General features: G+C 72.4%; 22 protein-coding genes and 1 riboswitch. Of the genes, 11 read left to right on the forward strand and 11 right to left on the reverse strand.

What is annotated here, in order from left to right; genetic code table 11:
• Positions 1-97: 97 nt before the first annotated feature.
• Positions 98-340, forward strand: a complete 243-nt coding sequence (locus ACFVYS_RS40190) for a bacterioferritin-associated ferredoxin (protein WP_389510342.1) — start codon at positions 98-100, stop codon at positions 338-340.
• 8 nt (positions 341-348) lie between these two features.
• On the opposite strand, the gene bfr is transcribed toward ACFVYS_RS40190, so the two are convergent.
• The gene (gene bfr / locus ACFVYS_RS40195; protein WP_020129964.1) at positions 349-828 is read right to left on the reverse strand and encodes a bacterioferritin; all 480 of its coding nucleotides are present in this window, start codon (positions 826-828) and stop codon (positions 349-351) included.
• A gap of 200 nt (positions 829-1,028) precedes the next feature.
• On the opposite strand from bfr, the gene ACFVYS_RS40200 reads away from it, so the two are divergent.
• On the forward strand, positions 1,029-1,661 hold the full coding sequence (locus tag ACFVYS_RS40200; protein WP_028806864.1) for a sulfite oxidase-like oxidoreductase: 633 nt from the start codon (positions 1,029-1,031) through the stop codon (positions 1,659-1,661).
• A gap of 52 nt (positions 1,662-1,713) precedes the next feature.
• Here the strand turns inward: ACFVYS_RS40200 and ACFVYS_RS40205 are convergent, their stop codons facing one another.
• The 5 genes from ACFVYS_RS40205 to thiO form a co-directional block, all read right to left on the reverse strand.
• Positions 1,714-2,592, reverse strand: a complete 879-nt coding sequence (locus tag ACFVYS_RS40205; protein WP_389510344.1) for a deoxyribonuclease IV — start codon at positions 2,590-2,592, stop codon at positions 1,714-1,716.
• A 45-nt stretch (positions 2,593-2,637) separates the two neighbouring features.
• Positions 2,638-4,578, reverse strand: coding sequence for a Stk1 family PASTA domain-containing Ser/Thr kinase (pknB, locus tag ACFVYS_RS40210; RefSeq protein ID WP_389510346.1), 1,941 nt, complete (start codon positions 4,576-4,578; stop codon positions 2,638-2,640).
• 137 nt (positions 4,579-4,715) lie between these two features.
• Positions 4,716-5,510 carry a thiazole synthase gene (locus tag ACFVYS_RS40215; protein WP_389510348.1) on the reverse strand — a complete coding sequence of 265 codons (795 nt, stop codon included), beginning with the start codon at positions 5,508-5,510 and terminating at the stop codon, positions 4,716-4,718.
• A 3-nt stretch (positions 5,511-5,513) separates the two neighbouring features.
• Positions 5,514-5,714 (reverse strand): sulfur carrier protein ThiS, encoded by a 201-nt coding sequence (thiS, locus tag ACFVYS_RS40220; protein WP_389510377.1) that lies wholly within the window; start codon positions 5,712-5,714, stop codon positions 5,514-5,516.
• Positions 5,715-5,746: 32 nt separating this feature from the next.
• Positions 5,747-6,913, reverse strand: coding sequence for a glycine oxidase ThiO (gene thiO, locus ACFVYS_RS40225; protein ID WP_389510350.1), 1,167 nt, complete (start codon positions 6,911-6,913; stop codon positions 5,747-5,749).
• Positions 6,911-7,021, reverse strand: a riboswitch (TPP riboswitch). Its footprint overlaps the gene before it by 3 nt.
• Before the next feature lie 52 nt (positions 7,022-7,073).
• Here thiO and ACFVYS_RS40230 point away from each other — a divergent pair.
• From ACFVYS_RS40230 to ACFVYS_RS40255, 6 genes are all read left to right on the forward strand, one after another.
• On the forward strand, positions 7,074-7,424 hold the full coding sequence (locus ACFVYS_RS40230) for a hypothetical protein (protein WP_389510352.1): 351 nt from the start codon (positions 7,074-7,076) through the stop codon (positions 7,422-7,424).
• A 77-nt stretch (positions 7,425-7,501) separates the two neighbouring features.
• Positions 7,502-8,704: an NAD(P)/FAD-dependent oxidoreductase gene (locus ACFVYS_RS40235; RefSeq protein WP_389510379.1), complete on the forward strand. Its 1,203-nt coding sequence runs from the start codon at positions 7,502-7,504 to the stop codon at positions 8,702-8,704.
• A gap of 59 nt (positions 8,705-8,763) precedes the next feature.
• A complete protein-coding gene (locus ACFVYS_RS40240) occupies positions 8,764-9,129 on the forward strand; it encodes an Rv2175c family DNA-binding protein (RefSeq protein ID WP_389510353.1) in 366 nt (121 codons plus the stop codon).
• A gap of 77 nt (positions 9,130-9,206) precedes the next feature.
• On the forward strand, positions 9,207-9,854 hold the full coding sequence (thiE, locus tag ACFVYS_RS40245; protein ID WP_389510355.1) for a thiamine phosphate synthase: 648 nt from the start codon (positions 9,207-9,209) through the stop codon (positions 9,852-9,854).
• Positions 9,855-9,993: 139 nt separating this feature from the next.
• The gene (gene metF, locus ACFVYS_RS40250) at positions 9,994-10,917 is read left to right on the forward strand and encodes a methylenetetrahydrofolate reductase [NAD(P)H] (RefSeq protein ID WP_314222645.1); all 924 of its coding nucleotides are present in this window, start codon (positions 9,994-9,996) and stop codon (positions 10,915-10,917) included.
• Between the two features lie 56 nt (positions 10,918-10,973).
• Positions 10,974-12,020 carry a hypothetical protein gene (locus tag ACFVYS_RS40255; RefSeq protein ID WP_389510357.1) on the forward strand — a complete coding sequence of 349 codons (1,047 nt, stop codon included), beginning with the start codon at positions 10,974-10,976 and terminating at the stop codon, positions 12,018-12,020.
• A 58-nt stretch (positions 12,021-12,078) separates the two neighbouring features.
• On the opposite strand, the gene ACFVYS_RS40260 is transcribed toward ACFVYS_RS40255, so the two are convergent.
• From ACFVYS_RS40260 to ACFVYS_RS40280, 5 genes are all read right to left on the reverse strand, one after another.
• On the reverse strand, positions 12,079-13,551 hold the full coding sequence (locus ACFVYS_RS40260; RefSeq protein WP_389510359.1) for a phytoene desaturase family protein: 1,473 nt from the start codon (positions 13,549-13,551) through the stop codon (positions 12,079-12,081).
• Positions 13,552-13,589: 38 nt separating this feature from the next.
• A complete protein-coding gene (locus ACFVYS_RS40265) occupies positions 13,590-14,207 on the reverse strand; it encodes a DUF4126 domain-containing protein (protein WP_389510361.1) in 618 nt (205 codons plus the stop codon).
• Between the two features lie 420 nt (positions 14,208-14,627).
• On the reverse strand, positions 14,628-15,254 hold the full coding sequence (locus tag ACFVYS_RS40270; RefSeq protein WP_389510363.1) for a TetR/AcrR family transcriptional regulator: 627 nt from the start codon (positions 15,252-15,254) through the stop codon (positions 14,628-14,630).
• Positions 15,255-15,298: 44 nt separating this feature from the next.
• Entirely contained in the window at positions 15,299-17,383 is a 2,085-nt protein-coding gene (locus ACFVYS_RS40275) for a YhgE/Pip family protein (protein ID WP_389510365.1), read from the reverse strand.
• The gene (locus ACFVYS_RS40280) at positions 17,355-18,278 is read right to left on the reverse strand and encodes an ATP-binding cassette domain-containing protein (RefSeq protein ID WP_389510367.1); all 924 of its coding nucleotides are present in this window, start codon (positions 18,276-18,278) and stop codon (positions 17,355-17,357) included. Before ACFVYS_RS40280 ends, ACFVYS_RS40275 begins: the two co-directional genes overlap by 29 nt.
• A gap of 175 nt (positions 18,279-18,453) precedes the next feature.
• On the opposite strand from ACFVYS_RS40280, the gene ACFVYS_RS40285 reads away from it, so the two are divergent.
• From ACFVYS_RS40285 to ACFVYS_RS40295, 3 genes are all read left to right on the forward strand, one after another.
• Entirely contained in the window at positions 18,454-19,017 is a 564-nt protein-coding gene (locus ACFVYS_RS40285) for an SAV_6107 family HEPN domain-containing protein (RefSeq protein WP_389510369.1), read from the forward strand.
• A gap of 191 nt (positions 19,018-19,208) precedes the next feature.
• Positions 19,209-20,036: a methyltransferase gene (locus ACFVYS_RS40290; protein WP_389510371.1), complete on the forward strand. Its 828-nt coding sequence runs from the start codon at positions 19,209-19,211 to the stop codon at positions 20,034-20,036.
• Positions 20,037-20,312: 276 nt separating this feature from the next.
• Positions 20,313-20,726: a DUF3040 domain-containing protein gene (locus ACFVYS_RS40295; RefSeq protein ID WP_389510373.1), complete on the forward strand. Its 414-nt coding sequence runs from the start codon at positions 20,313-20,315 to the stop codon at positions 20,724-20,726.
• Positions 20,727-20,782: the final 56 nt, after the last annotated feature.

A 20,782-nucleotide genomic window follows, 5' to 3' on the forward strand; every position in this document is an offset into this window, starting at 1 on the left:
GATCACATACGATCCGCGCCCCACTCCACTTTTGTGGCCACCGGCTGCCGGGTAAGGTTAGGTTAGCCTTATTGATCTCGGCGGGAGGTGAATCCGCGTGTTCGTATGCAGCTGCTTCGGCGTGACCGAGGCGCAGGTCCGGCAGCACGCGGACGACGGAGCCTGCACCCCCCGCCAGATCGCCTCCGCCTGCAAGGCGGGCACGGACTGCGGGTCGTGCGTCCGTCGCATCCAGGCGATCCTCGGCCGGGGCGCCTGTCCGCCCCGCGGCCTCGTCGGCCAGGGCGGATCGGTCCTCGCCGGGCGTGAGGAGTTCGACGAGCTCGGGGAAGCCGCCTAGGCAGAGCCTCAGCTCTCCGGCTGCTCGATCAGCTGCGCCAGGTACAGCGCCTCACCGAGCTTCTCCACCAGGTCGAGCTGCGTGTCGAGGTAGTCGATGTGGTGCTCCTCGTCCTCGAGGATCGACTCGAAGATGTTCGCGGACGTGATGTCACCCTTTTCGCGCATCACCTTGATTCCGCGCTTCAGCCGGTCGATCGCCTCGACCTCGACCTGACGGTCGGCCTCGAACATCTCCTTGACCGTCTGCCCGACCCGTACATGGAAGAGGCGCTGGTAGTTCGGCAGCCCGTCCAGGAACAGGATCCGGTCGGTGAGCACCTCGGCGTGCTTCATCTCGTCGAACGACTCGTGCCGGGTGTACTTGGCGAGCTTCGTCCAGCCGAAGTTCTCCTGCATCTTGGCGTGGAGGAAGTACTGGTTGATCGCGGTGAGCTCGCCGGTGAGCTGCTCGTTGAGGAACTCGATGACCTCGGGGTCGCCCTGCATCGCAGAGGCTCCTTCCACGTGGGGAATCGGGGTGGGGGGAATCGGGGAGTCTGCCGCCGAATGATTGCACCGGCGCCGAAGATCGTCCAGTAAGTGCGTACTTAGTAAGTTAGTGCATGCTTAGTAGCACTTGCCCGATTCGGGATATGCCCGGTCATGGCTGGTCATGTGCACCGTCCAGGGTCTGTCAGGATGGAGTCATGGGTCAGCCGGTGGAGCGCGAATCTGGAGAAGAAGCAGTGTCCGAGCTTCCGCCGGGACAGCGACTCCAGCGGGGATGGCCCGTCACGCACTACGGCCCGGTGCCCAAGTTCCGGCCCGAGCGCTGGGAGTTCAGGGTCTTCGGCGCCACCGCCGACGGCGAGAAGCGCTGCTGGAACCACGAGGAGTTCACGGCCCTTCCGTACGCCTCCGTCGTGGCCGATCTGCACTGCGTGACGAAGTTCAGCATGCTCGGCGCCGAGTGGGGCGGGATCCCGGCCCGCACCATCCTGGAGAGCGCTCCGCCCGCCCCGAACGTCACCCATGTGATGGTGTGGGCCGAGTACGGCTTCAGCTCGAACCTGCGCCTGGCCGACTTCGCCGCCGAGCGCACGATCTTCGCCACCCACAAGGACGGCGAGCTGCTCACCGCCGAGCACGGCTTCCCGCTGCGGCTGGTCGTTCCGCACCTCTACGCCTGGAAGGGCCCCAAGTGGGTCCGCGGCGTCGAGTACATGACCGCCGACCGCCGTGGCTTCTGGGAGGAGCGCGGCTACCACAACCTCGGCGACCCGTGGAAGGAACAGCGCTACTCGTACCAGGAGGGGCCGGGCGACGGCCCGGAACTCTGATCTCCCCGGTACGGCTTCTCTCCCCGGTACGACGTCTCTTCTCGGTGCGGCGTCAGCCGTCCCGGAGCTTCTTCAGCCGCTCCACGTCCGCCGCGTGCCCCTCCTTGCCGCCGGGCGTCTCGATGATCAGCGGTACGCCCGCGGTGGCCGGGTGGGTCATCAGCGCCCGGAACGGGTCCTCGCCGATGTGACCGGCGCCGATGTTCTCGTGCCGGTCCTTGTGGGCGCCGACCACGTCCTTGGAGTCATTGGCGTGGATCAGCTTCAGCCGGCCCTCGCCGACCGTGTCCACCAGCAGATCGAGGGTCTGGTGCATCCCGGCCGGGCCGGTCAGATCGTGCCCGGCGGCGAAGATGTGGCAGGTGTCGAGGCAGACGCCCAGCTTGGGATGGGCGTCCAGCGCCTCGAAGTACGGCCCGAAGTCCCAGGTCCGGGAGCAGAGCGAGGCGCCCTGGCCGGCGGTGGACTCGAGCAGCAGGAACGGGTCGTCGTCGTGGGTCAGCTCGTCCAGCAGCGGCAGCAGGTACTCCCGCACCTGCTTCAGCGCCACGGACCGGTCCCGCCCGCCCGTCGCGCTCCCCGTGTGCACGACCACGCCCAGCGCGCCGATCTCCCGCCCGCGGCGCAGCGAGTGCCGCATCGACTCCACCGACCTCTCGGCCGTCGCCTCGGTGTGCGAGCCGAAGTTGATCAGGTACGGCGCGTGTACGTACGCCGGGACCGACCGCGCCGCGCACGCCTCCCGGAAGGCCTCGTCCTGGCGCGGGTTGCCGACCGGAGTGGCCCAGCCGCGCGGGTTGGCGACGAAGACCTGGACCGTCTCGGCGTCGAGGTCGTGCGCGTACGACATGCCCACGTCGTGCAGACCGCCGGCCACGGGGACGTGACCGCCGATGGGGTTGCGGGAGGGGAGAGGGGCTGGAGAACTCACCCGTTCAGGGTGTCATGCCCCGCGCACCGCCCCGGCACCGCCCGGTCACCGGATGGTGATCGTGATCGTCGATCCCTTGGGTGCCGTGTCGCCGGCGTCCACGGACTGGCTCTTCACGGTGTCGCCGAAGATCCCGAGCAGCCCCCGGTCCTCCTCGACCTCGAAACCGGACTGCTCCAGGAGCGATTTGGCGTCGTCGACGCTCGCGCCGACCACGTCCGGGACCTCGACCATCTCCGGCCCCTTGGACACCGTCAGCGTCACCGTGTCGCCCTCGGTGGCCTCGCTGCCCTCCTCCGGGGTCTGTGCCGCGATCAGGCCCTTGTCGAACTCGGAGTTGACCTGCTCGGTGGCGACCTTCACCTTCAGGCCGGCCTCCTGCAGCTCGGCCCTGGCGTCGTTCAGGGCGTCGCCGGTGACGTCCGGGATGTCGATCGGGCTGCCCTTGCTGACCACGATCGCCACCGCGGTGCCCGCGCGGCGCTTCGTGCCCGCCTCGGGGTCGGTGCTGATCACGAAGCCCTTGATGACGTCCTCGCTGAACTCCTGGGTGACCAGCCCCGGCTCCAGGCCGTCCGTCTTCAGCAGCTCCTTGGCCTTGTCCAGCCGGGAGCCCGTCACGTCCGGCACCTTCACGATCTCCGGGCCGTCGGAGACGGTGAGCGTCACGGAGTCGTGCTTGCGGATCCGGGCGCCCGGATCGGGGTCGGTGTCCATGACGGTGCCGCGCTTCACGGTGTCGCTGTTCTGGTGCCGCACCTTGCCGACCTCGAGGCCGGCGGCCTCCAGTCGTGTCCTGGCCTCCGCCTCCTTCTGCGTCAGCACGGCGGGGACCTTGGTGAACTGGCCGGAGTTGATGTACCAGACACCGGCGCCCACGCCGAAGACCAGCAGGACGGCGGCGACGAGCGCGAGCACCCCGCGCCGGGGCCGTGCGGAACGGCGCCGGGGCGGCAGGGGCGGCCCGCTCTGGAAGCGAGAGGTGCGGTTGAGCGGGTCCTCGCCGTCGGCGGGGTCGTCGTCGTTGACGGGCAGCGGCCGGGGCACGGTGAGCGAGCGCGGGATCACGCTCGTCCGGTCCTCGGCGTTGTCGTGTCCGGCGGTCACCGCCTGCGGCGGCATCGCGTCCAGCTGGTCCACGCTGAGCGGAGCGCGCGCCTCCCGCACCAGCCCGAGCAGCGCGACGGCGTCGTACGGCCGGACGTCGGGGGTGCGGGCGGTGGCCGACGCCACGAGCTCGTCCAGCTCGAAGGGCATCCCGGGGACGAGCGCCGACGGCGGCGGAACGTCCTCGTGGAGGTGCTTGTAGAGCACGATCGCGGGGGAGTCGCCGTCGTGAGGTTTCTCACCGGTGAGCATCTCGTAGAGCACCACCCCGCACGCGTACACGTCGACACGGGGGTCGGCGGCGCCGGGCTGCTCGATCTGCTCGGGGGCGAGATAGGCGACGGTGCCGAGCACGGCTCCCGTGGTGCTGGTCACGGTGTCGACGGACCGCACCAGCCCGAAGTCCGCGACCTTGACCCGCCCGTCGTCCCCTATGAGCACGTTCTCGGGCTTCATGTCCCGGTGCACGAACCCGGCCCGGTGCGCGGCGCCGAGGGCGGCCAGCACGGGCTCCAGGATGTCGAGCGCGGCCCGCGGCTGGAGCGCCCCGCGCTCCCGCAGCACGTCACGCAGCGTGCATCCGGCGATGTACTCCATGGCGAGATAGACGTACGACCCGTCGGCACCCTGATCGAACACCTGAACGACATTCGGGTGGGCGAGCCGGGCGACCGACTTCGCCTCCCGGATGAACCGCTCGACGAACGCCCCGTCGGCGGCGAGCGCCGGGTGCATCACCTTGAGCGCGAGCACGCGGTCCAGGCGGGTGTCCACGGCCCGGTAGACCGTGGCCATCCCGCCGACCGCGATCCGCGCCTCTACGCGATACCGGCCGTCGAGCAGCTGCCCGACCAGAGGGTCCTGAAGGGTCGTGTCCACGCAGGTGAGTGTACGAGCCGCCGCTGACACCTCCGCCGTTTCCACCGCGATCGCAGCGCGACTGGAGCCGACCTGTGACGCAACCCACGGGTCCCGCGACTCCCGTATCCGCAGACCGGACGGTAGCGCTGCGGAGGTCAGAACGCGGGGCGCTCGGGGTCCAGCACGGCCCGGCCCTCCACCGGCGAGGACGCCTCCGCGAAGTAGCGGGGCGGGATCCGTCCGGCCAGCCGGGCCAGCCTTCCCGCCTCGACGCCGGCCCGCATGGCCGACGCCATCCGCTCGGGTTCCCGCGCCCGCGTCACCGCCGACGCCAGCATCACCCCCGCACACCCCAGCTCCATCGCCAGCGCCACGTCCGACGCGGTGCCCGCCCCCGCGTCCAGGATCACCGGCACGCGCGCGTGCTCGACGATCAGCTGGAAGTTGTGCGGGTTGCGAATGCCCAGTCCGGAGCCGATCGGCGAACCCAGCGGCATCACCGCCGCGCACCCCACGTCCTCCAGCTTCCTGGCCAGCACCGGATCGTCGTTCGTGTACGGCAGCACCGTGAACCCGTCGTCCACCAGCGTCTCCGCCGCCTCCAGCAGCTCGATCGGGTCAGGCAGCAGCGTGCGCTCGTCGGCGATGACCTCCAGCTTGACCAGATCGGTGCCCAGCGCCTCCCGCGCCAGCCGGGCCGTCAGCACGGCCTCCCCGGCGGTGAAACAGCCCGCCGTGTTCGGCAGCACCCGGATACCGAGCCGCTCCAGCACCGACAGCACGGAACCGTGCACCGAGGGGTCCACCCGGCGCATCGCGACCGTCGTCAGCTCGGTCCCGGACGCCACCAGCGCCCGCTCCAGCACCTCCAGGCTGGGCGCGCCCCCCGTGCCCATGATCAGACGGGACGAGAAGGACCTGCCTCCGAGGACGAAGGGATCGTCGGCCATGGCTCAGCCCCCCTGGACCGCGGTGAGGACTTCCACCCGGTCACCGTCGCGCAGAGCCGTCGACGGCCACTGCGCGCGCGGGACGACGGTCTCGTTGAGCGCCGCGGCCACCCCGGAGGGCGCCGGCGTCAGGGACCGTACGACGCTGTCGAGGGCCGTACCGGGAGCGAACTCGCGCCGCTCTCCGTTCACCGAGATCTGCACGGGCGCGTTCTTCCTGGCGTTCTGCCGGGTGTTCATGCGGACTGCTCCGAGAGTGCGGTGGCGCCGAAGCGCCGGGGCGTGAAGGGACGGGCCTCGTCCGGGAGCTCCCCGGTGGCCAGGGCGTGCGCCATCGCGTCACCCGTCACCGGCGTCAGCAGCACGCCGTTGCGGTAGTGGCCGGTGGCCAGCAGCAACCCCGCCAGCTCCGTCGGCCCGAGCAGCGGCGCGTTGTCCGGGGATCCGGGCCGCAGCCCCGCGCGCGTCTCCGTGAGCGGCAGCTCGGTGATCCCGGGGACCAGCTCGTGGGCGTCGCGCAGCAACTCGTACACGCCCCCCGCCGTGACCGTGGTGTCCCAGCCCAGCTCCTCGCTGGTGGCGCCCACGACCAGCTCGCCGTTCTCCCGGGGGACCAGGTAGACCTGGCTGCCGCGCACCACGGCCCGTACGGTCCGGCTCAGGAACGGCGCGTACCGCGGCGGCACGGTCAGCCGCAGCACCTGGCCCTTCACCGGCCGTACGGGCGGCAGCACGTCCTGCGGCACCCCCGCGAGCCGTCCGCTCAGGCTGCCGCCGGCGAGCACCACCTGCCCCGCCTCCAGGGCCGTACCGTCCCGCGTGACGACCCCCGTGGCGCGCTCGCCCACGACGGACAGCCGCTCGGCCCGTACGCGGTGGAAGGCCACCCCGGCCCGCTCGCACGCGGCCACCAGCGCCGCGGTCAGCCGCCGCGGGTCGATCTGGTGGTCGCCGTCGACCCGCAGCCCGCCCCGCACCCCGGGCGCCAGCAGCGGCTCCAGGCGTCGGCACTCACGCCCGGACAGCCACTCCGACTCCAGCCCCGACTGCTGCTGCAGTGCGTGCAGTTCGCGCAGATGGGCGCGGTCGTCGGAGTCCAGCGCGACCGCGAGCGTGCCGCAGCGCCGGTAGCCGAGGTCGTGCCCGGTCAGCTCCGTCAGCTCGGCCGCGAACTCCGGATAGCGGCGGGCGGAGGCCAGGTTGAGGCCGAGCAGGGTCTGCTCGCCGTGGTGCAGTTCCGTGACGGCGGCCAGCATCCCGGCCGCCACCTGGGCGGCCCCGCCGCCCGGCGCCGGGTCGACCACCGCCGTGGCGAAGCCGCGCTGCGCGGCCCGCCAGGCCGTGACCAGGCCGATGATCCCGCCCCCGATGACGAGGACGTCTGACGTACGTGGAGACGACATGGGCGTCCAGCCCCTCCCTTCGCCGGCATGACCCGGATCAGGTTCGACGGTCGGAGGCCGCCAGCCTCCCTCTCAGCCCGGTGCGTCCGGACTCCCGCGTGTGCTCTAGGTTGGCCACCCTAGCCCGTGGTCCGGCGCCTCTGTAAGGGAGCCTTTCGTCATGCCCCGCTCGTTGGACGGCCTCGTCCTCGCGCCCGTCGCCGACCAGGCCCCGGGCCAGGTCGGCACCCGCACCCGCTTCACGTACCACGAGCGCGGCGGTGAGATCTGGGCGGAGTACGCGGGCGGTGACGTCGTACGCGGGCATCTGGTGGGTACCCGCGAAGGGGACCGGCTCGACTTCCGGTACGTACAGCTCAAGCACGACGGGACGACGTCCTCGGGGCACTGCGTCTCGACGGTCACGGAGCTCGCGGACGGACGGGTGCGGCTCGAGGAGAGCTGGGCGTGGGAGTCGCAGGAGGGCAGCGGCACCAGCGTTGTGGAGCAGGTCACGGCGCACGAGCACTGACTGACGATTCGTCAGCCGCCTAAGGTGATCAGGTGAGTGAGCAGAGGCAGGAAGAAGGCGGCCCGTCCGGGCGGCGCGTGGTGGTCGTCGGCGCGGGCATGGCGGGGGTGCAGACCGCCGTGGCCCTGCGGGAACAGGGCTTCGACGGCACGGTGACGTTGATCGGCGCGGAGCCCCACCAGCCCTACGACCGGCCCCCGCTGTCCAAGGCCGTCCTGCTGGGCAACGCCGAGGGTTCCGCCTTCGACGTCGACTTCGAAGGCCTCGGCATCGAGCTGGTGCTCGGCCGCGAGGTGAGCGGCCTTCGCCCGGCCGACCACGAGCTGGACACCGAGGCCGGGCCCGTCCCCTACGACGTCCTCGTCCTCGCCACCGGCGCCGAACCTATCCGGCTGCCCGGCGCCGAGGGCGTGCCCGGCGTGCACCTGCTGCGCACCCTGGACGACGCCGAACGGCTGCGGCCCGTGCTCGCCCGTCAGCACGACATCGTGGTCGTCGGCGCCGGCTGGATCGGCGCCGAGTTCGCCACGGCCGCGCGGGAGGCCGGCTGCGCGGTCACCGTCGTCGAGGCCGCCGACCGGCCGCTGGCCGGGGCGCTGCCCGCCGAGGTCGCCGCCCCGATGGCCGCCTGGTACGCCGACAGCGGCATCGAGCTGCGCACCCACGCGCGCGTGGAGCGCGTCGAGCCCGGTGCGGTCGTCCTGGACGACGGCTCCCGGCTGCCCGCGGGCGCGGTCGTGGTGGGCATCGGCGCCCGCCCCGCCACCGCCTGGCTGGCCGGCTCCGGCGTCGCGCTCGGCGCCCACCGCGAAGTCGTCGCCGACGCCCAGCTGCGGACCTCCGTGCCCGATGTGTACGCGGTCGGCGACTGCGCATCCTTCCCTTCGGGGCGGTACGGCGAGCGGCTCCTCGTCCATCACTGGGACAACGCCCTCCAGGGGCCGCGCACGGTCGCGGCGAACATCGTCGGCGCCGCCACCGACGAACCCCTGGCCGTCTACGACCCGGTCCCGTACTTCTGGTCCGAGCAGTTCGGCCGCTTCGTCCAGTACGCCGGGCACCACGCCGACGCCGACCGCGTCCTGTGGCGCGGCGACCCGTCGGGGCCGGCCTGGTCGGTGTGCTGGCTGCGCGAGGACCGGCTGGTCGCCCTGCTGGCCGTGGGCCGGGCGCGCGACCTCGCCCAGGGCAAGCGGCTGATCCTGGCGGGCACGCCCATGAATCCGCGGCTCCTCGCGGACCCGGCGAGGCCGATGAAGGCGGCGACGGCGGCGACCTGAGCGCCTGGTCGGACCGGCTCGGTTTCCGACTGTCAGCGGCAGATGGCAGGCTTGTTCCCGTGACCGAGATTGACGCAAAGACCGATGCTCTCGTCCCCGCCTGGCTCACCGTGCCCGACATCGCGGAGATGCTCGATGTCGACGTGATCCGCGTCCGGCAGCTGATCAAGGACGGCCAGCTCATCGCCGTGCGCCGTGGCGAGAACCGCGCGCTGCACATCCCCGCCGCCTTCATCGACGGGGACAAGGTGGTGAAGGGCCTGGTCGGGACCCTGACCCTGCTGCGGGACGACGGCTTCAAGGACGAAGAGATGCTGGAGTGGCTCTTCAGCCCCGACCCGAGCCTGCCCGGCACCCCCGCGCAGGCCCTGAGTGAGAATCGCGGCACGGAGGTGAAGCGCCGCGCCCAGGCGCTCGCCGTCTGACCCGCGTATTCGAACCGACACACCCGGCGTGCGGGGGCGCTCGCTCCCGTACGCCACCGCACTGGGGGGACCTTCGTATGCCCGACACCGCCCGCACCGGCCTGGCCGACGCCCTGCTGTACCTCTGCACGGACGCCCGCACCCGCCAGGGCGACCTCCCGGAGTTCCTGGACGCGGTCCTCGCGGGCGGTGTCGACATCGTCCAGCTGCGGGACAAGGGCATCGAGGCGGCCGAGGAGCTGGAGCACCTCGAGGCGTTCGCCGACGCCTGTGCCCGGCACGGCAAGCTGCTCGCGGTCAACGACCGCGCGGACGTCGCGCACGCGGCCGCCGCCCACGTGCTCCACCTCGGCCAGGGCGACCTGCCCGTCCCCGCGGCCCGCGCGATCCTCGGCGAGGAGGTCCTCGTCGGCCGCTCCACGCACACGGAGGCGGAGGCCGGGGCAGCCGCCGTCCAGGAGGGTGTCGACTACTTCTGCACCGGCCCGTGCTGGCCCACCCCCACCAAGCCCGGCCGGCCCGCCCCCGGCCTCGACCTGGTCCGGCACACGGCCGCCCTCGGCACCGACCGCCCCTGGTTCGCCATCGGCGGCATCGACCTCGGCAACCTGGACGAGGTCCTGGCGGCGGGCGCCCGCCGGGTCGTCGTCGTCCGGGCGATCACGGACGCGGACGACCCGGGAGCCGCGGCGGCGGAGTTCGCGAAGCGGCTGCGCGAGGCGTGATCCGGCCGGCCCCGGCGGCACGTCGGCCCGGCCGGCACGTCTGGTACGGCTGTCCCAAGGGGTGGACAACAAGTCGACAATCCGGGCAAATTTCCCGCATCGGGTTGGGGGACCGCCCACCCCTGACTAACCTGCGGGTATGGCCCTAGGAACCGCATCCACCAGGACGGACCGCGCGCGCACCGTGCGCGACATCCTGGCGACCGGCAAGACGACGTACTCGTTCGAGTTCTACGCGCCGAAGACGCCCAAGGGTGAGCGGAGCCTGTGGAACGCGCTGCGCCGGGTCGAGGCGGTCGCTCCCGACTTCGTCTCGGTGACGTACGGTGCCGGCGGCTCCACCCGGGCGACCACGGTCAGGGAGACCCAGCAGATCGTCGTGGACACCACCCTCACGCCGGTCGCGCACCTCACCGCCGTGGACCACTCCATCGCCGAGCTGCGCAACATCATCGGCCAGTACGCCGACGCCGGGATCCGCAACATGCTCGCCGTGCGCGGCGACCCGCCCGGCGACCCCATGGGCGCGTGGGTACCCCACCCCCAGGGCCTGACGTACGCCGCCGAACTCGTCCGGCTCATCAAGGAGTCGGGCGACTTCTGCGTGGGTGTCGCCGCCTTCCCCGAGATGCACCCGCGCTCCGGTGACTGGGACACGGACGTCACGCACTTCGTCGACAAGTGCCGGGCCGGCGCCGACTACGCCATCACCCAGATGTTCTTCGAGCCCGAGTCCTATCTGCGGCTGCGCGACCGCGTCGAGGCGGCCGGCTGTGTGACCCCGGTCATCCCCGAGGTCCTGCCGGTGACGAGTGTGAAGATGCTGGAAAGCCTGCCCAAGCTCAGCAACGCCCACTTCCCGGCCGCCCTGAAAGAGCGGATCCTCACAGCCAAAGACGATCCGGCCGCTGTACGCTCCATTGGCATCGACTTCGCCACGGAGTTCTGCGCACGGCTGCTGGCCGAGGGAGTGCCAGGACTGCACTTCATCACGCTCAACAACTCCACGGCGACGCTGGAAATCTACGAGAACCTGGGCCTGCACCATCCGCCGCAGGCCTAGACCGGTCGCATTCACATACGACACACTGCGTAGCGGCCACTGGGAGAGGGGCGTACATGGGCTGGACGGTCCTCTACATCGCGTTTGGCTTTGTCGCGCTGTGGCTGCTCGGCGAGGTTCTGCTGCAGTACAAGGCACGGCTGCGCTGGCGGTTGCTCGCCTTCGTCGGCTTCCTCGGCGTGGTCCTCGGTGTCCTGATCCCGTCGGTCGTCGTCATCGCACTGGGCGCGGCCGCCTTCGCGGTCGGCCAGACCTACGTCACGCTGTCGTTCCGGCGCGGCTTCGCCGAGGGCTGGGCCTTCCGGCGCGGGGACGCGGACACGGACGGTGAGGGCGGGACCGTCACCAAGCGCCGCCGCGGCAAGGCCGAGCGCAAGGACCCGACGCTCGAGGTCTCCGGCCTGGAGGCGGGAGAGGCCGGTATCGGCACCGACCCGCAGTACGGCACCGACGACGTGGCGTTCGGCCAGGGCGGGAACGCCTTCGGCGACAAGAGCGCCTTCGGCGACGACGACTACGACCGCGACGACGTCTTCACGCCCGCGGCCCGCGGCGCCGACCCCTCGGCCGCCGAGACCACGTCCGTGTACGAGCCGCAGCCCCTGCCCGACGACACCGGCTCCTACGGCATATACAGCGATGCCGCGTACGCGGCCGCGGACGGCCAGGGCCAGGGCCAGTCGGAGGGCCAGCCCCAGGACCAGTACGCGACGGCCGCCCAGGGCACGGACCAGAACTACGGGTACGACACGTACTCCGGGTACCACCAGCAGCAGTACGGCTACGACGCGACCGGCGAGCAGCAGTACGCCGCCTACTCCGACCCGTACATCGGCACCCAGACCTACGGCGGCGGCTCCTACGACGCCGGCTACGGCCAGCAGCAGTACGGGCAGCAGGGCTACGGCCAGGAGCAGTACGGCACCGGCGGCTACGGGGAGACCCCGGCCGGCGGCGTCTGGGTCCCGCAGCAGCGCAGCACCGACGACCCGCTGGGCGGCGAACTCCCGCCCGAGCAGCAGCAGTACCCGTACCAGGGCGACGGCCAGCAGCAGCAGGGCCAAGGCCAGGGCACCGGCTACGACGAGCAGTATCGGTTCTGACGGCCGCGTCCGCCCGGGAACGCCTGCTGTCGGAGCCGCTGCCGGGAATCTCGGTGGCTCACTGTGAGCCCCGGAACCGCGGGCCCTCCACGATCAGCCCGGACACCAGCGCGCCCGACATGCCCGCGTGCGGCAGTCCGCCGCCCGGGTGCGACCAGCCGCCGACGGTGAACAGCCCTTGCAGTCCCGTGGAGTTGGCGGGATGCAGCAGCCGCCCCCCGGCCGCCGCCAGTGCCGGCGCCGGGACCGCCCCGCCCGCCGCGCCGGTCTCCCGCGCGATGTCGGCGGGGGTGCGCACCTCACGCCACAGGACGCGGTCGCGCAGACCGGGGACGGCCCGCTCGGCGGCCGCGACCAGCGCGTCCACGTGTGCGTCGTGAATCTCCGCGCCCGCGGGCACCACCGCGCCGAGCGTGACCGCCTCGTGGGAGCCGTCCGGGACCAGGGCGGGGTCGTCGGGCCGCAGAACCGTCACCGTCGGCCGCGCGGGCACTGACGGCGCCGTACCGAAGAGGCTCTCCAACTCGCCGTCACGGTCCTCCGCGTGCACCACCGTCCGGTGCGCGGTCCCCTCCGGCCGGGCGCCGCGCAGCGCGAGCAGTACGGTCAGCCGGCTCGGCAGGCCCTGCTGGGGAGCGACCTCGCCCTCCGCGCGGGCGGGCAGACCGCCGGCGCTGCCGGGGGCGACCACGAAGTCCGCCTCCCGCACCTCGCCCCCGGCGAGTTCCACGCCCACCGCCCGGCCGTCCTTCTCCAGGATCCGGGTGACCTCGGCGCCGAAGACGAACTCCACCCGGCGGGCCAGGCACCGCTCGTGGACCGCGCGGGCCAGCTCCCGCATCCCCCCGCGCACGTACCAGGTGCCGAAGGCGTGCTCCATGTAAGGCAGCACGGCCGCGCTCGCCGGGGTGACGCGCGGGTCCAGGCCGTAGGCGAGTGCGTGGCCCTCGAGCAGGGCGGTGAGCCGGGGGTCACGCAGCTCCCAGGCGCCGACCTCGGCGAGGGTGCCCGCCCGGCGGGTGCGCAGCAGGCGCTTGTGCGGGACCGCCGGGTAGGGCTCGCGGGCGGCCAGCACCGACCAGTCGTCCCACAGGGGCTCCTCCAGGAGCGGCCGGCGGGTGCGGTCCCAGGCCTCCCGGGCCCGGACCAGGAAGTCGCCCCAGCGCTGCCCGGCCGGCGCCCCGAGCGCAGCGTCCAGCGCCGTGACGACACCCGCGCGCGAGGCGTTCGGCAGCGCCACTTCGGTGCCGTCCGCGAAGACGTGCCGTGCGGAAGGATCGACCTGGACCAGCTCGACGCAGGCCTCCAGCGGCTCCTTGCCGGTCTTGACGAAGAGATCGCGGTAGACGGCGGGAAGGGGCAGCAGACCGGGACCGGTGTCGAAACCGAACCCGTCCCGCTCGAAGCGGCGCACCGCTCCGCCGTACGTCTGCGTACGCTCGTACACCGTCACCCGGTGGCCCGCGACGGCCAGCCGGGCGGCCGCCGTCAGCGCGCCCATCCCGGCGCCGATCACCGCAATCCCTGCCATGCCTGCGACTTTATCGGCCGCCACCGACAGTCACGCCGTCAGCCCGGTGGCGGCGGCCACGGGAGCCGGGCGAGCCGGCGTTCCTCCCGCCGCTGCGCCCTGCGCCGCAGGAACCGGCGGATCCGCGAGACGAGCAGGAAGAGCACCGCCAGACCGGCCAGCAGCAGGGCCCCCGCGATGATCGCGGCCGCTTCCGGGTGGAACATCGCGAACGTCACGATCCCGGCGACCCCGAGATCCTCGGCCAGGCTCACGATCACGTTGCTGAACGGCTCCGGCGAGGAGTTCACCGCCATCCGGGTGCCGGCCTTGACGGCGTGGCTGGCCAGCGCCGTCGAACCGCCGAGCAGGCCGGCCGCCGCGTCGGAGAGCGAACCGCTCTGCCCGGCGAGCACGGCTCCGACCCAGGCTCCCGCCGCCGGCCGGACGACCGTGTGCACGGTGTCCCACGCGGAGTCCACGTAGGGGATCTTGTCGGCGACCGCCTCGCACAGGAAGAGGACGCCGGCGGCTATCAGCACTTCGGGGCGCTGGAGCGTCTCGGGAACTTCGTCGCTCAGGCCGGTCGCGCCGAACACGCCGAGCAGCAGCACCACCGCGTAGGCGTTGATGCCGCTGGCCCAGCCGCTGGTGAACACAAGGGGGAGTACGGACACGGACGCGATCGTAACCAGTCGGCCGCGCGGCGTCCTGGGGATGAGTGCGCAGAGCTGAGTACGCGTACCTAGTGGGTGAGTTGAGTACGCGCGCGGATGGGGGCGGACCTGCGCGAACGAGAGAGTGGTGGCACGGAAAGAGGCGCGGCTCCGGCACCGGCGACACGGGGCGCCGGAACGGAGCGGCCCTCGATCCGCTCCTTCCGCCGGCCGGTTCGGCGGGAGTGAGGCGCGGGGGGCACCCCGGGGGAACGACCGAACGGGGGAACAACGGGGGAGGGACGGGGGGAACGGGGGAACGGGGGAGCACGAGGAAGCGCCGGTTCGCGGCGGCCCACCGGGGACGGGGCCACCGCGGACCGGCGCTTTCGTGTGCCCACGCGCGCGTGGCGCGGCTCAGACCCGCACCGCGCGCGTGGGCTACCGGTGACCGCTCACCCGTCCCTGGAGCAGCCGGGACAGCGCCGAGTGGACGTCGTCCAGGGAGCGCTCCGGCTGGAAGGCCTGCCAGTCCAGCGCGGCCACCAGCACCATGCCCACCAGGGCGGCCGCCGTCAGCGGGACATCGATCTCGTCGCTGAACTCGCCGTTCTCGACGCCCTCGCGCAGCACCCCCTCGACGACGGCCACCGCCTCCTGCCGGACCACCATGAGGGTGGACTGCCAGGCACGGTTGGTGCGCCACAGCTCGGCCACGTAGAGCTGGGTGAAGGACGGGTAGCGGTCGATGAAGACGAGGCCCGCGTGGACCATCGCGTCCAGGGCGTCGACCTTGCTGCCGCCGTCCCGCGCGGTGCGCTCGGCCGCCTCCCGCAGCGAGGCGGCGAGGAGGCCCACGCCGTGCCTGAGCAGTTCCTCGAAGAGGACCGACTTGCTCGCGAAGTTGTAGTAGACCGTGCCCTTCGCGACGCCGGCCCGTTCGGCGATCTCGTCCACGGTCGTCGCGGAGAAGCCCTGCTCGGCGATGAGCGTGACGGCTGCCTCGTAGAGCTTCTGCCGGGTGGCCTCGCGGCGGGTGCGGCCGCCCGGGGTGGTGCTGCTTTCCATGGTCCTGATTGTCACAGGAACCCGGGCTGCCGGCCGCCGGATCGTCACAGGCTCAGCTCCGGGTGCAGCCGGTCCAGGGTCCACACCTGGCGGCGGCGCGCCGACAGGGCGGTCAGCGCGAGGGCGCCCGCGGTGAAGGCGACGAGCACCACGCACGCGTGCCACACCGGTGTCAGGCCGCCGCCCGTGATGAGCCTCCTGAGCGCGTCGACGACGTGACTCATCGGCAGGTAGGGGTGGATCGCGTTGAAGAAGCCGGGGCTGGTCTGCACCGGATAGGTGCCGCCCGCCGACGTCAACTGCAGCATGAGCAGGGCGAGTACGAGGATCCGGCCCGCTGCCCCGAAGCGCGCGTTGAGCCACTGCACGAGGGCCGCGAAGCACGCCGTCACCAGGAACAGGAAGCCCACCGTGCCGGCCGCCCGCGCCATCTGCAGGCCGATCGCCCAGTGCAGCACGGCCATCAGGGCGGTCGTCTGGAGCACCCCGATCGCGACCACCGGCAGCCAGCCCGCCAGCGCGATCCGCCAGGCCGGGGCGCCCGCGGCGAGCGCGCGCCGGTTCATCGGCGCGATCAGCATGTACGCCACCATCGCGCCCACCCACAGCGACAGCGGGATGAAGTACGGGGCGAAGCCGGTGCCGTAGTTGGGCGCCTTGTGCAGGTCCTGTGAGGCGAGCTGCACGGGGTCGGCCATGACGGCGGTGCGCGCGTCGCGCTGCTGCTCGTCGTAGTCGGGAATCTGTTCGGCACCGTCGTGCAGGCCGTCGGCGAGCTTTCCGGAGCCGTCGGAGAGCTTGAAGATGCCGCCGTTGAGGTCCTGGGCGCCCGTCTCGAGCTTGGTGACGCCCCCGTCCAGGTCGACCGCCCCCGTCTTGGCCGTACCGAGCCCGGTGTGCAGCTTCTTGGCGCCCTTGGCGACCTTCGCGGCACCCGTGTTGAGCGCGTTGACCTTCGTCACGGCGTCGTCGAGGTCCTCGGAGAGGTGCGGGGCGCTGTCGGCGAGCGACTGCGCCTGCTTCTGGAGGGTCGCGAGGTTCGTGCGGAGGGTCTTCAGGTCGCCGTCCTGGTCGGCGATCAGCGTGTTGAGGTCGTCGGCGACCTTCGCCACGTCGGCGGCCGCGTCCTTGGCCTTCTTCAGGTCGGCGCACGCCGGGTCGGGCAGTACCGGCGTCTCGCAGCGTGCCTTGTGGACGGCGGCGAGGGTGTCCGAGGCCGTGTGGGCGCCCTCGGCGGCGGTCGGAGCCACCTTCACCAGGGTCGCGAGGTTGTCGCGGATCACCTTGGCGGAGTCGGCCACCAATTGGGCGGTGTCCCCGATGGTCTTCTCGTTGTCCTCGACGAAGGGCCCCAGCGTGTCGGCGACCCCGTTGACCTTGTCGGCGAGCGTCTGGGTGCCGTCCGCCACCTTCTGCGACCCGTCCTCCAGGTCGTCGGCGCCCTTGTCGAGCTTCTTCAGGCCCTTCGCCAGCTTGCCGCTGCCGTCCTTGGCGTCGCTCAGCCCGTCGGCGAGGTCCTTGGAGCCCTTCTCGGCCTTCCCGATGCCGCCGGTGAGGTCGTCGGCCCCGTCGGCGGCCTTCGCGGTCTCTCCGTGGATGTCGGAGAAGGAGACGAAGATCTTGTCGAGGAATGACCGCGAGGTCTTCGTGGACGCGGCCGTGCGCACCTCACTGAAGACCGTTCGCGAGATCTGCCCGACGATGTAGTTGTTGGCGTCGTTGGTGCGCACCTGGAGGGCGCTCGTCTCGGGCGAGTCGCCGGCGCTGGAGGCGATCCGCCCGCTGAAGTCGGCCGGCATGGTCAGCGACAGGTAGTACCTGCCGTCCTCCACGCCTGCGCGTGCCTCGGCGGCAGTCACCTCGTGCCAGTCGAACACCTCGCTGTCGCGCAGGCCCTTGGTGATGTCGTCCCCCGCGCTGATCCGCTTGCCGTCGGCGGTGGCGCCCTTGTCGTCGTTCACGAGCGCCACGGGAATGCGGTCCAGGCGGCCGTACGGGTCCCAGAAGGACCACAGGTACAGCGCGCCGTACAGCAGGGGCAGCAGCAGGAGCGCGACGAGGGCCGCCCGGGGAAGCCTGCCTCGGCCGAAGCGCCGCAGCTCAAGCGCGGCCAGTCTCGGCGATCGCATCCGTCTTCTCCTCTTCCTGCTCGGACCCGGTGGGCTCAGTGGACCCGGTGGACCCGGTGGGCTCATCGGACTCGGTGGACTTGGCTGTCGTTCGGGCGGATTCGGCGGCGGGTACGTCAGTGGATTCGGCGGCGGGCTCGCCGGAGGCGCCGATGTCGTTCTCCTGGGCAGGGGCCTCGACGGCGTCCTCCCGGTCGAGCGGGGCGGCCTCCGGGCCGGTGGAGACCGTGACCGTGCCCTCGGGGGCCTCGCCGCACACGGCGAGGACGGTCGTCCCCGCCTCGGCGAGGGAACCGAGCAGTGCCCAGACCTCCTCCCGCTCGGCGTCCGTCAGCTTCAGGTCGATGTCGTCGACACCGAGCAGCCCCGGGCGTCCGATGAGCGCCAGCGCCACGGACAGGCGCAGTGCTTCGAGGCGCTCCAGGTCGCGGACGGCGGTCCGCGATCCCTTGGGCAGGGACTCCCGGTCGAGCCCGGCTGCGGCGAGCGCGGTGTCGATCCGCAGCCCCACCTCGGCGGCCCGCTCCGCGCGCGGTCGCAGCAACTCCCGTACGGGGCCGCCGAACCGCCGCTCCAGCAGCGCCCGTTCGCGCAGGTGCTCCCCGACGGTCAGGGCCGGGTCGAGGTCGGTGACGCCGGCCACGTGCGCGAGCGCGCTGACGCGCCGCACGGCGGCCAGTTGCTTCGGCAGCCGTGCCCCGCCCACGGCCGCCGTCCCCTCGGTGGCCTTCATCCGCCCGGTGAGCGCGAGCAGCAGACTGGTCCGCCCGGAGCCGGACGGCCCCTCGACGGCGATCAACGAGCCCGGCTCCGCGTCGAGGCCGACGCCTCGGAACGCCCATCCGCGAGGGCCTCGGAGCCCGAAGCCGTCGGCGGTGACACCGACTCCGTCCACAGGTCCCCCTGATTGACGACTATTTGAACTGACTGGTCAGTGCAAAAACTAGCCCGAACCTTCGATCGAAGCAAAAGCCCAGGTCAGAACGGGTTGTCAGTGCCATACCCCACGATGGGCACATACGGCAACCCGTATCAGGGCGTGCCGTCACACAGACGACAGGAGGTTCGTCATGGCCACCTACCACGCAGCCGCCGCAAACCGGCGCCGCGCCGCCGGCCCTGCCCCCTCACTGAACGGCCCGGCGAGCGATGTGCACCCCGTGCTGCGCCGCACCACGGCCCCGCCCGCCGCTCTCGACCTGCTCGCCCAGGCCCGCTCCGGGCTGGACGAGGCGGCCGTCCTCGAAACCCCCAACGAGCGCTACGCCACGGCGCATCTGGCGGCCCTGCGCACCGCGGCGGCCGTACTCGCCGCCCGGGGTCGCCCTGATCCCGCCCCGCGCCGCCGGGCCCGCATCCGGAGCGCCTGGGAAGTGCTCCCCGAGATAGCGCCCGAACTCACCGAGTGGAGCGCGCTGTTCGCCTCCGGGGCCCGGCGCCGAGCCCGGGCCGAGGCGGGCATCCAGGGCGCGGCCACCCGCCGGGACGCCGACGACCTGATACGCGACGTGGCGATGTTCCTCCGCCTCGTCGAACGCATGCTGGTGCTCCAGCCGGTCCTCCCGCAGCCGCGCCAGGAGGGGGACGACCCGGACGGCTCCGGTGCGGGGCGCGACCTGCCGGACGCGGGCTGACATGCCCGCCACCGGGGCGCACCACCGTGACCGGGCAAAGGCGCCGGAGGCCATAGGGTGGAAGACGCCTGAAGCCTTGCCTCGGCCCACCCCGCCCCGCCCGCTCACCGGGCCGGATCGGATCGGGCCGGGAAGGCAGCCCGTTCGCTCCGCCGCGCAAGAGGCGGTGCCGCGCCGAGGAGTCAACTGCCGTGTCGGACCCGATGCGCCCGCCCGTCTCCCCCCACAGCCCGCACCCGACGCCGCTACGCTCCGACCCCCCTCGGCCCCGCGCCGCCCTCCGTACGGCCGTGGTCTGGGAGGTCCTTCAGGACGCCCTCGAGCGCCGGGTCAAGACGACCGGGCGTGAGTCGCTCGACGTCCTCGACACCGGCGGCGGCAGCGGGAACTTCGCGGTGCCCGTCGCCCTCCTCGGGCACCGGGTCACCGTCGTCGACCCCAGCCCCAACGCGCTGTTCGCCCTGGAGCGCCGCACCGCCGAGGCCGGCGTCGCCGATCGCGTGAAGGGCGTCCAGGGCGACGCCCACGGGCTCTTCGACGTGGTCGAGCGGGGCGGCTACGACGCGGTCCTGTGCCACGGCGTCCTGGAGTACGTGGACGACCCGGCCGAGGGCGTCCGCAACGTGGTGGCCGCGCTGCGCTCCGGCGGCGTCCTCAGCCTGCTCGCCGCCGGTCTCGGCGGAGCCGTGCTCGCGCGGGCCCTCGCCGGCCGCTTCAAGGAGGCCCGGCAGGCCCTCACCGGCCCGGACGGCCGCTGGGGCGAGGGCGACCCGGTGCCGCGCCGCTTCACGGCCGAGCAGCTCACCGCCCTGGTCGAGGGCGCGGGCCTGCGGGTCGGGTCGGTGCACGGCGTGCGGGTCTTCGCCGACCTCGTCCCCGGTGTGCTCGTGGACACCGAGCCCGGCGCCATGGAAGCCCTGCTGAAGCTCGAGGAGGCCGCCGCCGAACTCGCCGCCTTCCACTCCGTGGCGACCCAGCTCCATGTGCTGGGGGAGACGCGGGGGGCCGACGGGAGCTGAGCGCCTCCTGGGGCGCACCGCTGATCAGGGCCTTGGCAGCGCATGGAGTACGCCACAGGCCCCCCGTTCGGGCGCAGTGCGCCGTATGATCGAGGGAGACCGCCCGGCATGACGGGTCGGCTCCTGGGGAATGGAAACCTCAGCGGGCCGGGACGTCCATGACGGGCTCCGGTTGGCCAATTGGCGTAGAGGGGCGGGTTTCACGGGGGCGATTCCCTGCCTATCCTGAAGGGACCCCCCGGGTCGCCCCGGCGACTGCACGATGAGGAGGACTCCGTGCCGCTCTCGGAGCACGAGCAGCGCATGCTCGAGCAGATGGAGCGAGCGCTGTACGCCGAAGATCCCAAGTTCGCGTCGGCGCTCGAGGGAAGCGGGCTGCGTACGTACACCCGGCGGCGGGTCTACCAGGCGGTCGCAGGCTTCCTCGTGGGTATCGCGCTCCTCATGGCCGGTATGGTCGCCAAGCAGGTCTGGCTGAGCGTGGTGGGCTTCCTCGTCATGCTGGGCTGTGCGGTCCTCGCGGTGACCGGCTGGCGCAAGGCGCCCAAGCCGGGCGAGCAACCCACGGCAGGAGCCGCAGCGGCACCGGGTACCCCGCACACTCGTGGGCAGGGTCGGCAGAAGCGCTCCATGATGGACCGGATCGAGCAGCGCTGGCAGCGCCGCCGTGACGAGCAGGGCGGTCACTGACCGCAGCACCACCCCCAGGCGAAGAAACGTTGAGGGGGCGACCACCCGGCCGGGTG

Source organism: Streptomyces sp. NPDC058295, assembly GCF_042880655.1.
GTDB classification, from domain to species: domain Bacteria; phylum Actinomycetota; class Actinomycetes; order Streptomycetales; family Streptomycetaceae; genus Streptomyces; species Streptomyces coriariae.

What these genes read in the sequence shown, in the direction of transcription:
- bfr (WP_020129964.1), bottom strand. Translation starts at nt 828, where the DNA reads ATGCAGGGCGACCCCGAGGTCATCGAGTTCCTCAACGAGCAGCTCACC.
- ACFVYS_RS40200 (WP_028806864.1), top strand. Translation starts at nt 1,029, where the DNA reads ATGGGTCAGCCGGTGGAGCGCGAATCTGGAGAAGAAGCAGTGTCCGAG.
- ACFVYS_RS40215 (WP_389510348.1), bottom strand. Translation starts at nt 5,510, where the DNA reads ATGGCCGACGATCCCTTCGTCCTCGGAGGCAGGTCCTTCTCGTCCCGT.
- thiO (WP_389510350.1), bottom strand. Translation starts at nt 6,913, where the DNA reads ATGTCGTCTCCACGTACGTCAGACGTCCTCGTCATCGGGGGCGGGATC.
- ACFVYS_RS40230 (WP_389510352.1), top strand. Translation starts at nt 7,074, where the DNA reads ATGCCCCGCTCGTTGGACGGCCTCGTCCTCGCGCCCGTCGCCGACCAG.
- thiE (WP_389510355.1), top strand. Translation starts at nt 9,207, where the DNA reads ATGCCCGACACCGCCCGCACCGGCCTGGCCGACGCCCTGCTGTACCTC.
- metF (WP_314222645.1), top strand. Translation starts at nt 9,994, where the DNA reads ATGGCCCTAGGAACCGCATCCACCAGGACGGACCGCGCGCGCACCGTG.
- ACFVYS_RS40255 (WP_389510357.1), top strand. Translation starts at nt 10,974, where the DNA reads ATGGGCTGGACGGTCCTCTACATCGCGTTTGGCTTTGTCGCGCTGTGG.
- ACFVYS_RS40260 (WP_389510359.1), bottom strand. Translation starts at nt 13,551, where the DNA reads ATGGCAGGGATTGCGGTGATCGGCGCCGGGATGGGCGCGCTGACGGCG.
- ACFVYS_RS40270 (WP_389510363.1), bottom strand. Translation starts at nt 15,254, where the DNA reads ATGGAAAGCAGCACCACCCCGGGCGGCCGCACCCGCCGCGAGGCCACC.
- ACFVYS_RS40275 (WP_389510365.1), bottom strand. Translation starts at nt 17,383, where the DNA reads ATGCGATCGCCGAGACTGGCCGCGCTTGAGCTGCGGCGCTTCGGCCGA.
- ACFVYS_RS40285 (WP_389510369.1), top strand. Translation starts at nt 18,454, where the DNA reads ATGGCCACCTACCACGCAGCCGCCGCAAACCGGCGCCGCGCCGCCGGC.